Annotated in this window: 12 protein-coding genes; 8 read left to right on the top strand and 4 right to left on the bottom strand. The window is 66.8% G+C overall.

Annotated elements, in window-relative coordinates:
* Positions 1-348 precede the first annotated feature (348 nt).
* The 4 genes from mprA (at position 349) to A5791_RS04720 (ending at position 4,809) form a co-directional block, all read left to right on the top strand.
* Positions 349-1,035 carry a two-component system response regulator MprA gene (gene mprA, locus A5791_RS04735; protein WP_067231938.1) on the top strand — a complete coding sequence of 229 codons (687 nt, stop codon included), beginning with the start codon at positions 349-351 and terminating at the stop codon, positions 1,033-1,035.
* A complete protein-coding gene (locus A5791_RS04730; protein ID WP_067231934.1) occupies positions 1,035-2,621 on the top strand; it encodes a HAMP domain-containing sensor histidine kinase in 1,587 nt (528 codons plus the stop codon). Before mprA ends, A5791_RS04730 begins: the two co-directional genes overlap by 1 nt.
* 122 nt (positions 2,622-2,743) lie before the next feature.
* Positions 2,744-4,264 (top strand): S1C family serine protease, encoded by a 1,521-nt coding sequence (locus tag A5791_RS04725; protein ID WP_067231931.1) that lies wholly within the window; start codon positions 2,744-2,746, stop codon positions 4,262-4,264.
* Positions 4,264-4,809 (top strand): molybdenum cofactor biosynthesis protein B, encoded by a 546-nt coding sequence (locus tag A5791_RS04720; RefSeq protein WP_067231928.1) that lies wholly within the window; start codon positions 4,264-4,266, stop codon positions 4,807-4,809. Before A5791_RS04725 ends, A5791_RS04720 begins: the two co-directional genes overlap by 1 nt.
* Here A5791_RS04720 and mscL read toward each other — a convergent pair.
* From mscL to A5791_RS04700, 4 genes are all read right to left on the bottom strand, one after another.
* The gene (mscL, locus tag A5791_RS04715) at positions 4,806-5,285 is read right to left on the bottom strand and encodes a large-conductance mechanosensitive channel protein MscL (RefSeq protein ID WP_067231924.1); all 480 of its coding nucleotides are present in this window, start codon (positions 5,283-5,285) and stop codon (positions 4,806-4,808) included. The two genes, A5791_RS04720 and mscL, sit on opposite strands and share 4 nt — an antisense overlap.
* A gap of 64 nt (positions 5,286-5,349) precedes the next feature.
* Positions 5,350-6,018 carry an SAF domain-containing protein gene (locus A5791_RS04710; protein WP_067231921.1) on the bottom strand — a complete coding sequence of 223 codons (669 nt, stop codon included), beginning with the start codon at positions 6,016-6,018 and terminating at the stop codon, positions 5,350-5,352.
* Between the two features lie 65 nt (positions 6,019-6,083).
* Positions 6,084-6,407, bottom strand: a complete 324-nt coding sequence (locus tag A5791_RS04705; RefSeq protein ID WP_067231918.1) for an FmdB family zinc ribbon protein — start codon at positions 6,405-6,407, stop codon at positions 6,084-6,086.
* A 73-nt stretch (positions 6,408-6,480) separates the two neighbouring features.
* Complete coding sequence (locus tag A5791_RS04700; protein ID WP_067231943.1) at positions 6,481-7,080, bottom strand: 5-formyltetrahydrofolate cyclo-ligase; 600 nt, start codon at positions 7,078-7,080, stop codon at positions 6,481-6,483.
* A gap of 77 nt (positions 7,081-7,157) precedes the next feature.
* On the opposite strand from A5791_RS04700, the gene A5791_RS04695 reads away from it, so the two are divergent.
* From A5791_RS04695 to glpR, 4 genes are all read left to right on the top strand, one after another.
* The gene (locus A5791_RS04695) at positions 7,158-8,081 is read left to right on the top strand and encodes a UTP--glucose-1-phosphate uridylyltransferase (protein WP_067231916.1); all 924 of its coding nucleotides are present in this window, start codon (positions 7,158-7,160) and stop codon (positions 8,079-8,081) included.
* A gap of 66 nt (positions 8,082-8,147) precedes the next feature.
* Entirely contained in the window at positions 8,148-9,440 is a 1,293-nt protein-coding gene (gene glp, locus A5791_RS04690) for a gephyrin-like molybdotransferase Glp (protein WP_067231913.1), read from the top strand.
* Between the two features lie 21 nt (positions 9,441-9,461).
* Positions 9,462-10,115 carry a GNAT family N-acetyltransferase gene (locus A5791_RS04685; protein ID WP_067231910.1) on the top strand — a complete coding sequence of 218 codons (654 nt, stop codon included), beginning with the start codon at positions 9,462-9,464 and terminating at the stop codon, positions 10,113-10,115.
* A gap of 361 nt (positions 10,116-10,476) precedes the next feature.
* Positions 10,477-11,484: a gephyrin-like molybdotransferase receptor GlpR gene (gene glpR / locus A5791_RS04680; protein WP_156661000.1), complete on the top strand. Its 1,008-nt coding sequence runs from the start codon at positions 10,477-10,479 to the stop codon at positions 11,482-11,484.
* The last annotated feature ends 5 nt before the right edge of the window (positions 11,485-11,489 follow it).

Genomic DNA, 11,489 nt, shown 5'->3' with positions numbered 1-11,489 from the left:
GCCCGACTTTCGGTGTAGCGGAGGGCATTGAGTGTGCACTGTTGGCGTTCGGTGTGAAGCCTGGGCGTTGAGCGTGAGGTGGGGGCGTTCGGTGTGAGCCTAGGGCGGGAAGCCGCGCAAATTTCCGCCCAGGATTCACCTGCAAAGCCCAGGATTCACGCGCAAAGCCCAGGATTCACGCGCAACACCAACACAGCAAGACGTGGTCGCGACGAGCCGGACAAATTGGCACACCCGCAACTTCGGTGACTCAAGGGACAGATGTGACCTGACCGGCGAACAAGCCGCGTCGGATAGCACGGCGCGCCTCTCAGGCCGCTCTCAGGCGCTCGTACGACACTAGTTCGCGTGCGAATCCTTGTCGTTGACGACGATCGTGCAGTGCGCGAATCGCTGCGCCGGTCGCTTTCGTTCAATGGGTATTCGGTCGAGCTCGCTCACGACGGAGTCGAGGCCCTCGACAAGATCGCCAGCGATCGGCCCGACGCGCTCGTCTTGGATGTCATGATGCCGCGGCTGGACGGCCTCGAAGTGTGCCGTCAGCTCCGCAGTACCGGCGACGACCTGCCGATCCTGGTGCTCACCGCCCGTGACTCGGTCTCCGAGCGGGTGGCCGGGCTGGACGCCGGCGCTGATGACTACCTGCCCAAGCCGTTCGCCCTCGAAGAGCTGCTGGCTCGCATGCGCGCGCTGCTGCGCCGCACCAAGCCGGAGGATGCCGCCGAGTCGGTGGCGATGAAGTTCTCCGACTTGACCCTGGATCCGGTGACCCGCGAAGTCACCCGAGGACAGCGCCGGATCAGCCTCACCCGCACCGAGTTCTCCCTGCTGGAGATGCTGATCGCCAATCCGCGCCGGGTTTTGACTCGCAGCCGCATTCTCGAGGAGGTATGGGGATTCGACTTTCCTACTTCGGGCAATGCGCTGGAGGTGTACGTCGGTTATCTGCGTCGCAAGACAGAGGCCGAGGGTGAATCGCGGCTGATTCACACCGTCCGTGGGGTGGGCTACGTGCTGAGGGAGACGCCGCCCTGATGATTCGGGTCCGGCGGCCCGTCCAGAACAGGCGCGCAGCGTTGCGAGCGACCAGCTCGTTGTCTTTGCGGTGGCGGGTCATGCTGCTGGCGATGTCCATGGTGGCGATGGTCGTCATCTTGATGGCGTTCGCCGTCTACGCGGTGATCTCGGCGGCCCTTTACAGCGACATCGACAACCAGCTGCAGAGCCGGGCCCAATTGCTGATTGCGAGCGGTTCGCTGGCAGCCGATCCCGGAAAGGCCATCGAGGGCACCGCCTACTCCGACGTCAACGCCATGCTGGTGAGCCCGGGCGAGTTCATTTACACCGCTAACCAGCCAGGCCAGACGCTGCCCGTGGGATCCGCCGAGAAGGCAGTCATTCGCGGCGAGCTGTTCATGTCCCGTCGCACCGCCGGTGACCAGCGCATACTTGCCATCCACCTGCCCAACGGGAGTTCGCTGCTGATCTCGAAGAGTCTGCGGCCGACCGAGGCCGTGATGACCAAACTGCGATTTGTGTTGCTGCTGGTCGGCGGAATCGGTGTCGCCGTCGCCGCGGTGGCCGGCGGGATGGTCACCCGGGCCGGGCTGCGGCCGGTGGCCCGTCTCACCGAGGCGGCCGAGCGGGTGGCGCGCACCGACGACCTGCGACCCATTCCGGTGTTCGGCAGCGACGAACTGGCCAGGCTCACCGAAGCCTTCAACTTGATGCTGCGGGCGCTGGCCGAGTCCCGCGAACGGCAGGCACGCCTGGTCACCGACGCCGGACACGAACTTCGCACCCCGCTTACCTCGCTGCGCACCAACGTCGAACTGCTGATGGCATCGATGGAACCGGGAGCGCCCCGGCTGCCCGAGCAGGAGATGGTCGACCTGCGCGCCGACGTGCTCGCCCAGATCGAGGAGCTGTCCACCCTGGTCGGCGACCTGGTGGACCTGACCCGCGACGCCGGCCAGGTCGTGCATGAACCGGTCGACATGTCCGATGTCATCGACCGCAGCCTGGAGCGGGTCAGGCGCCGGCGCAACGATATTCAGTTCGATGTCCAGGTGACGCCGTGGCAGGTCTACGGCGACGCCGCCGGCCTGTCACGCGCAACATTGAATCTGATGGACAACGCGGCCAAGTGGAGCCCGTCGGGCGGCCATGTCGGCGTTACGCTGCGCCAGCTGGACCCATCGCACGCCGAGCTGGCGGTGTCTGACCATGGCCCCGGGATCCCACCCCACGAGCGGCGCCTGGTGTTCGAAAGGTTCTATCGATCGACGACGGCGCGCGCACTGCCTGGTTCAGGTTTGGGGCTTGCAATCGTCAAACAGGTGGTACTCAACCACGGTGGATTGCTGCGCGTGGAAGACACCGTGCCGGGGGGCCAGCCTCCGGGAACCACGATTTATGTGCTGCTACCAGGACGGCCGATGCCGCTTCCCGATTCCGGGGCAGAGGACGCCGCAGTGGCGCCTACCGGACCAGGGGAGTTTCCGGACGCCTCAGCAGACAGCCGCACCGATCCGGCAGGAAAGGTGATTGGAACCGGTGCGAACTCTCCGGATCCGGCGAACGTTATCTCAGCGGACTCTCAGTCCGCGCGCGCAAGGTAGTTGTGCGCGGTTAGTGTTGGCAATCAGGCCGACAACGTTCGAACAGACGTCGAACAGACATCGAAAAGACATCGAAAAGACGTCGAAATACATGAAAAGACGAGGAAGAGCGACTTAGCGACATGACGAATCACCCGAGGTATTCGCCACCGCCGCAGCAGCCCGGATACCGTCCCGGGCCTGGTGGGCCTGTGCCGCCCGCCTATGCTCAGGGGCCACAGGACAGCTACAACCAGCAGTTCGACTGGCGCTATCAGCAGCCGTCGCAGCAGTACCGTCAGTCTTTCGGCGGCACCGGGACGGGCGCCATACCGACCGGCACGGGTGCGGGCCCGGTACCTGGAATCGGAGGCACGGGCACGGGCAACATACCGACCGGCACGGGCGCGGGGCCGATACCGGGAATGCACGGAACTGGCGCTGGTCCGATACCTGGGATGGGCGGCACCGGGCAGGGTCACATACCCGGAATGCTTCCGCCGATGCCTGGCCCCCCGATACGTCAAAAACGTTCTCGCGCAGGCTTGTTCGCCGGCGCGTTGGCGATCGCGGTGGTGTCGGCGGGTATTGGCGGCGCGGCGGCCACGATGGTGGAGCTTGGTCATCAGGCGCCGGGCGGCCACGCCGGCGGATTGATACCGGGGGCGGCGCCCAGCGTCCCGGCCGCGAACATGCCGGCCGGCAGCGTCGAACAGGTCGCCGCGAAGGTGGTGCCCAGTGTCGTCATGCTGGAGACCGATTTGGGTCGGCAGTCCGAGGAGGGCTCCGGCATCATCCTGTCGGCGGACGGCCTGATCATGACCAACAACCACGTCATCGCGGCCGCCAACCCCAAAGCGCCGCCCGGCCCAGGCGGCCCGCTGCCCGGCGGTGGCGGTGCGCCGAAGACGACGGTGACCTTCTCTGACGGCCGTACGGCCCCGTTCACCGTGGTCGGTGCCGACCCCACCAGCGACATTGCTGTGGTGCGCGTGGCCGGTATGAGCGGCCTTACCCCCATCGCGATGGGCTCGTCGGCGGATCTGCGGGTCGGCCAGCCGGTGGTGGCGATCGGCTCACCCTTGGGTCTGGCGGGCACGGTGACCACCGGAATCGTCAGCGCCCTGAACCGGCCGGTATCGACGACCGGTGAGTCGGGCAATCAAAACACGGTGCTCGACGCGATTCAGACCGACGCCGCGATCAACCCCGGCAACTCCGGCGGGGCGTTGGTCAACATGAGCGGGCAACTGGTGGGCGTCAATTCGGCGATCGCCACCATGGGCGCCGATTCGGGCGACGCGCAGAGCGGCTCGATCGGCCTTGGCTTCGCGATTCCGGTCGATCAGGCCAAGCGCATCGCCGACGAGTTGATCAGCACCGGCCGGGCGTCCCATGCCTCGCTGGGCGTGCAAGTGATCACCGACAAAGGCACGCCCGGCGCCAAGGTGATGGAAGTCGTTCCGGGCGGCGCGGCCGCGGGCGCCGGAGTGCCCAAGGGTGTGGTCGTCACGCGAGTCGACGAGCGCCCCATCAACAGCGCCGACGCCCTGGTTGCGGCGGTGCGTTCCAAGGCGCCCGGTGAGAAGGTGTCGCTGACCTATCAAGATCCATCTGGTGGCACCCGCACAGTGCAGGTCACCCTCGGCAAGGCGGAGCAGTGATGAGAGCCGACGCGCAGTTGTCCGACCTCGGATATACGGTTGCACCCATGGAAAAAGGCGCGGAGTTGGTTGTCGGCCGGGCACTCGTCGTCGTCGTCGACGATCGCACCGCGCATGGCGATGAGGACCACAGTGGCCCGCTGGTCACTGAGCTGCTGACCGAGGCGGGGTTCGTCGTCGACGGGGTGGTGGCAGTCGAGGCTGACGAGATCGAGATCCGCAACGCGCTGAACACCGCGGTGATCGGCGGGGTGGACCTTGTGGTGTCGGTGGGCGGGACCGGGGTCACGCCGCGCGACGTCGCGCCGGAGGCCACCCGCGACATTCTGGATCGGGAGATCCTCGGCATCGCCGAAGCAATCCGGGCCTCGGGGCTGTCCGCCGGAATCACCGACGCGGCGTTGTCACGCGGACTGGCAGGTGTATCCGGAAGCACTCTGGTGGTCAACCTTGCCGGGTCCAGGTATGCCGTGCGCGACGGAATGGCGACGCTGAATCCGCTGGCCGCGCAGATCATCGGCCAGTTGTCGAGCCTGGAGATCTAGCTCAACTCACCCTTTGTCTGTGCTTCCGCGTCCGCCCGTGGTCCGTGGTCAGGGGTGGGCGCCTTCTCGAAGGAGCCGTGCTTACCCGACGACATGACCGAGGTGTTCTGCGCGAGCAGGTCGCGGATTTCGGTGAGCAGAACCACCTGCGCGTCGTCTGCCTGCTCGACTTCGCCCTTCTTGCGCAGCCTGTTGTACGGCAGCACGACGAAGAAGTACACCACGAAGGCCACCAGGAAGAAGTAGATCGTGGCCGACAAGAGAACGTTGAAGTCGATGTACAGGTCGCCGACGATGTGCCTCTTCAAGAGGCCGATGTCGGATTTTCCGCTGTAGCCGATCGAGCTGATCAGCGGCTGGATGATGCTGTCGGTGAATGCTTTGACCAACGCCGTGAACGCCGTACCGATGACAACCGCGACGGCCAGGTCGACGATATTGCCCCGCGAGAGAAACTCCTTGAACCCTTTGAACATTGGGCGGACCTTTCTGGACTGGACAGGTTTGCTGCAGGCCGCATGGCGAACCTCGGGAAGGTACTCAGTGCAGGGTCAGGGTTACCGCTTGACCCAACGCCGAGCCTGCCACCGTGTTCGCCACCCGAGCCGGCAGCGCAACCAACACTACGCGGTCATCCGCTGCAGTCCCGGCTTTTTCCTTGGCGGACACCAGCACCACCACGGCGTCGGTGGCCAAAACCCGCGGAGCCGAAGTTGTAGCCGGTTGCGCGTCGGTGGCCGGTGCGGACAACACGTCGACAACGTCACCGACCCGGACGAGGTCGATCAGCGCGCCGTCCGCCAGATGCAGCGGAACAAGGCGAGCGCCGGGCCCGGCTGTCGATTCGGCCAGCCGGCTACCCAGCAGCCGGACATCGGTGAGCACCTCGCCGCGGCGTGTCGAACCGGCCAGCGTCGAACCCACCACCGCACTAAGGTCGGCTTGAGACCCGTCGGGAACCGTTGTCGCCAAACGTTTTTCGACGCGCACGTCGTCGGCGTTCAACGTCGTTCCGGGTCGCAGGTCGCGGTTGGCCACCACCACGGCCACTCGATCGCCCTCTGGGTTCGAGCGCAGCGCCGCAACACCGGCCAGCACGACGAGCCCGCCTGCGGCGACTCGCCGGGCCAACACGGTCCGAGTCCAGTCCGGCCGCAACGACGTCGAGATCCGGCTGAACAGGGTCGGATTCAGTGAGGGGTCAGCCACACGCAAAACTTAGGCGCAACGCAACGGCGCAGATGCCGGGCAATGGCCGGCTTGTGGATGACTTGCTAGCTGGACGCGCCCGCGGTAGCCGGCGCGGAGTTGCTGGTCGACTTCTCGCTCGAGCTCGTCGACTTGCTCTCGCTCGCCGTCGAACTCGACCCGGACTCGCCGGACGAGGAACCGTTGGTCGAACCGTTCGACTTCTTGGCCGACTCGCGACTGTCGGTGCGGTAGAAACCGCTGCCCTTGAACACGACGCCCACGGAGTTGAACAGCTTGCGCAGCCGACCCGAACACTTCTCGCACGTGGTCAGGGCGTCGTCGGTGAAGGCCTGCACAACGTCGAAGCGGTCAGCGCACTCGGTGCACTGGTAGCTGTAGGTCGGCACGAAAACCTCCGGATAAGTCAGGCTGTGTTAGCACTCTAGCGTGTCAAGTGCTAGAACCGCCAGGTGATGTGTCTCATTCCCGGGCCGGGCCGGTCAGCTCTACCACTCCACCCCGCGGGGTGAGAGCGTGCGTCAGTGGGACGTCGTGCGGTTCGACGGGCAGTTCGTCGACCAATTCTTGGTCGCGAACTATGGCCATCAGCCGCGCGTGCGGATGCCGGACGGCCAGTGAGCGGTCGTAGAAGCCCCGGCCCCGCCCCAGCCGGACGCCCGATCGGTCGACCGCCAGCGCCGGCACCAGCACCAGCTCGGCCTCGGCCAGGGCCGACTCCGGCAGCCACGGCTCAAGCGGCTCCAGCAGTCCCCATCGGCCCTGCGCAAGCCCGTCAGATCGGTACTCTCCCCACCGCAGCGGCAGGGGCACGTCGTCTGCGGTGGTGCGCGCTACCGGCAGCAGCACCCGTTTGGCCCGGCGCAGCAACACGTCGAGCATCTCGATTGAACCGGGCTCGGCGCCCACCGGCACGTACGCACATACCGTGCTGCCGGCGCTGACCAGCAGCTCCAAGTGCTCGCTGAGCATCCTGGCCTCGGCCGCGCGAACGTCGTCGGCGACCCGCCGCCGGGCTGCCAGCAGCTGTTCGCGCAACGCGGCCTTGGTCCCGCTCGCCATGTCCTCAACGATGACAGCCAAGGCTGCCGGCCCGCCATCGCGGTTAGACAAGCGCATAACGGTTATGGTGTGAGTCGATGTCTTTCCCCTCAAACTCGCAAGTGCCCTACACGGCCATCGTCCCGGCGGCCGGCTTGGGGACGCGGTTCCTGCCCGCCACCAAAACCGTGCCCAAGGAGCTGCTGCCCGTCGTCGACACCCCCGGTATCGAGCTGGTCGCCGCCGAAGCCGCCGAGGCCGGCGCCGAGCGCCTGGTGATCATCACCTCCGAGGGCAAGGACGGCGTCGTCGCGCACTTCGTCGAAGACCTGGTGCTGGAGGGCACGCTCGAGGCGCGCGGCAAGAAAGCCATGCTGGCCAAGGTGCGTCGCGCCCCGGAGCTGATCAAGGTCGAGTCGGTGGTGCAGGCCGAGCCGCTGGGTCTGGGACACGCCATCAGTTGCGTGGAACCCACTCTGACGGCCGACGAGGACGCGGTGATGGTGCTGCTGCCCGACGACCTGGTGCTGCCCACCGGCGTGCTGGAGACGATGTCGCAGGTGCGCGCCGAACTGGGCGGAACGGTGCTGTGTGCCATCGAGGTCTCGCCGGAGGAGATCAGTGCTTACGGCGTCTTCGACGTCGAGCCGGTTTCCGGCCTAGATGTTGCTGACAATGCCGACGTGCTGAAGGTCAACGGCATGGTCGAGAAGCCCAAGGCCGAGGACGCTCCTTCGATGTACGCGGCGGCTGGGCGTTATGTGCTCGACCGCGCCATCTTCGACGCGTTGCGCCGCATCGACCGCGGCGCGGGTGGCGAAGTGCAGCTCACCGATGCGATCGCGCTGCTGATCGCAGAGGGCCACCCGGTACACGTGGTCGTGCACCGGGGATCTCGACACGACTTGGGAAATCCCGGCGGCTACCTCAAGGCTGCGGTTGACTTTGCATTGGATCGTGACGACTATGGCCCGGACCTGCGGCGGTGGTTGGTGGCGCGATTGGGCCTGACCGAGCAGTAGCCAGGCGATCGGGCTCCGTTCGCCCGACGTGGCGCCGCCGGGGCTCGAAGGCAGGAAGGCGCGCTTGTGCGATCTGTTGAGGAGCAGCAGGCCCGAATATCTGCCGCCGCGGTGGCGCCCAGGCCGATTCGCGTTGCCATCGCGGAGGCCCAAGGGCTGATGTGCGCCGAAGAAGTGGTGACCGAACGGCCGCTGCCGGGCTTCGACCAGGCCGCGATCGACGGCTATGCGGTGCGCAGCGTCGACGTGCTCGGCGTCGGTGAATCGGGGGTTTCCAGCATCGACGGGGCCGTCGACCCGGACGCCGAGGACGCCGACGGGTCCAACGCGGTCACGCTGCCGGTGATGGGCACGATCGAGGCAGGTTCGCGCACCCCGAGCAGGCTGCAGCCACGGCAGGCCGCCCGCGTGCAGACGGGCGCGCCGTTGCCGACGCTCGCCGATGCGGTCCTGCCATTGCGCTGGACCGACGGCGGTATGTCGCGGGTGCGGATCCTGCGCGGTGCGCCATCGGGCGCCTATGTGCGGCGCACCGGCGACGACGTCCAGCCCGGCGACGTTGCCGTGCGCGCCGGGACAATTATCGGCGCGGCCCAGGTGGGGCTGCTGGCCGCGGTGGGGCGTGAACGGGTCCTGGTGCATCCCCGGCCACGGCTGTCGGTCATGGCCGTCGGCGGCGAGCTCGTCGATATCTCGCGGACACCGGGCAACGGGCAGGTGTATGACGTCAACTCACACGCTTTGGCGGCCGCGGGCCGGGATGCCGGCGCGGAGGTGAACCGGGTCGGCATCGTCAGCAACAAACCCAAGGAGCTCGGCGAGATCGTCGAGGGTCAGCTCAACCGCGCCGAGATCGTGGTGATCGCCGGCGCGGTCGGAGGGGCGGCCGCCGAGGCGGTGCGCGCGGTGCTGTCCGAACTCGGCGAGATGGAGGTGGCGCGCGTCGCCATGCATCCCGGTTCGGTGCAGGGCTTCGGGCAGCTGGGACGCGAGGGTGTGCCGACATTTCTGCTGCCGGCCAATCCGGTGAGTGCCCTGGTGGTCTTCGAGGTAATGGTGCGGCCGCTGATCCGGCTGTCACTGGGCAAGCGGCAGCCGATGCGCCGGATTGTGCAGGCTCGCACGCTGTCGCCGATCACGTCGGTGGCCGGCCGCAAAGGCTATCTGCGCGGCCAGCTGATGCGCGATCAGGACACCGGCGAGTACCTGGTCCAGGCACTCGGCGGGGCGCCGGGAGCGTCATCGCACTTGCTGGCCACTCTTGCCGAGGCGAATTGCCTGGTCGTCGTCCCCACCGGCGCTGAACAGATCCGCACCGGAGAGATCGTCGACGTCGCATTTCTGGCTCAGCGCGGCTGAGCTGGGCTACGGCACACCCCCGTGAACCTCTTTCGTGACAACTCTCGACATCCGGGCTGGCCGCAGTCCGTCGGACCGCTGCGCGTCACGGCCGGAGTGATCCGGTTGCGCGCGGTGCGGATGCGCGACGGCGTGAAGTGGAGCCGCACCCGGTTGGCCGACCGGGCCCACCTCGAGCCTTGGGAGCCCAGCACGGACGGCGATTGGACCGTCCGGCATGCCCTGGCCGCGTGGCCCGCGGTGTGTTCGAGCCTGCGGTCGGAGGCCAACAAGGGTCGCATGTTGCCGTATGTGATCGAGCTCGACGGACAGTTCTGCGGTCAGTTGACCATTGGAAATGTCGTCCACGGGGCGTTGCGGTCGGCGTGGATCGGCTACTGGGTCACCAAATCGGCGACCGGCGGCGGGGTAGCAACCGGCGCGCTGGCGCTGGGTCTCGACCACTGCTTCGGTCCGGTCATGCTGCACCGCGTTGAGGCCACCGTTCGCCCGGAGAATGCCGCCAGTCGGGCCGTGCTGGCAAAGGTCGGGTTTCGCGAAGAGGGTCTGCTGCGCCGCTACCTCGAGGTCGACCGGGCCTGGCGGGACCATTTGCTGATGGCCATCACCGTCGAAGAGGTGTACGGATCGGTGACGTCGAGCCTGGTCCGTGCCGGTCATGCCAGTTGGGCGTGACCGGTTTTGAGCCTCACCCCCGGAGTCACAGGTGTCACTTCAGCACCGGTGCGGCTGGCGCAATCGTTTCTGGAAAGTGCTAGCGCCCGCGCTAGCACATCTGTGAGCCGACACACCCGAGCTTTCCCGTGACTGGTGGGATGAATGTGACGGATGGGGCGCGCAGCAGCAGGCGCTTATCACATTGTTGAGCCGTCTCACGGGGCATGCCGCTGCGACGTGTGGCTGGCGTGACACGAGTGACTCTTGGTGCTTGTAATGGGCAAATTACAGGTGTGTAATTGTCCTGGGCGTTTGCCGTTTGCCGCACAGGCCACCAATGGATCTGGCCGGGGGATCGCCGCGAAAGGAGCTGGTCATCATGCCGAGCATCCCGCAGTCGTTGTTGTGGATTTCACTGGTGGTGCTCTGGCTGTTCGTGCTGGTTCCGATGCTGATCAGCAAACGGGATGCAGTGCGGCGCACCAGCGATGTCGCTTTGGCGACCCGAGTGCTCAACGGCGGCGCCGGCTCCCGGCTGCTCAAGCGAAGCGGTCCCGCGGCCGGCCATCGCAGCAACCCCGACTGGAAGCCCGAGGACGAATGGGAAGACGAGCCGGTTGACGGGACCTACGCCGACGCGGACCAGGAGCAAGACGAGGACGAACAGCAGGATGTCGACGATTCGCGGCCGGTCGTAATGAAACGTGCAGCTGCCGAGGACGGCGAGCCCGACTATCTCGACGTCGACGTGGTCGAAGATTCAGCGGCGCTGCCGGCCGGTGCCGAAGCGGTCGAGCCCGTGGCAGCCGACGAGGACGCTGAGGAGAGTGAGCCGGAAGCCGAGGCTGAGCCGGACGCTGACGAATACGAATACGTCGAGGACTCATCGGGTTTGGAGCCCGAGGAGGACGACGAGGAGTCGTCGCCGCCCGTCGCGCCGGCCGCCTCCCGACGCCGCCGCTTCGACACGAAGACCGCCGCGGCCGTCAGCGCGCGGAAGTACGCATTCCGCAAACGCATGTTGGTGGCGATGGCCGTCATATTGGTCGGCTCAGCCATTACGGCGTTCGAAGTGTCGCCGGCGGCCTGGTGGGCGTGTGGCACCGCGACCGCCATCACGGTCCTCTACCTGGGTTACCTGCGCCGGCAGACACGGATCGAGGAGAAGATCCGCCGCCGCCGTGCGCAGCGGATGGCACGCGCGCGGCTCGGCGTGGAAAACGCCTACGACCGCGAGTTCGAGGTGGTCCCGTCGCGACTGCGCCGCCCCGGCGCGGTGGTTCTCGAGATCGACGACGAGGACCCGATCTTCGAGCACCTCGACGACACCGTGTCGATGCGCAACTTCGGCTGGCCCAGGGACCTGCCGAGGGCCGTCGGGCAGTAGCGGCC

It is taken from the genome of Mycobacterium sp. 852002-51163_SCH5372311, from assembly GCF_001667115.1.
GTDB lineage: Bacteria > Actinomycetota > Actinomycetes > Mycobacteriales > Mycobacteriaceae > Mycobacterium.
The sequence above is the reverse complement of the archived record's forward strand: the minus strand, read 5'-3'. Positions and strand labels throughout refer to the sequence as shown.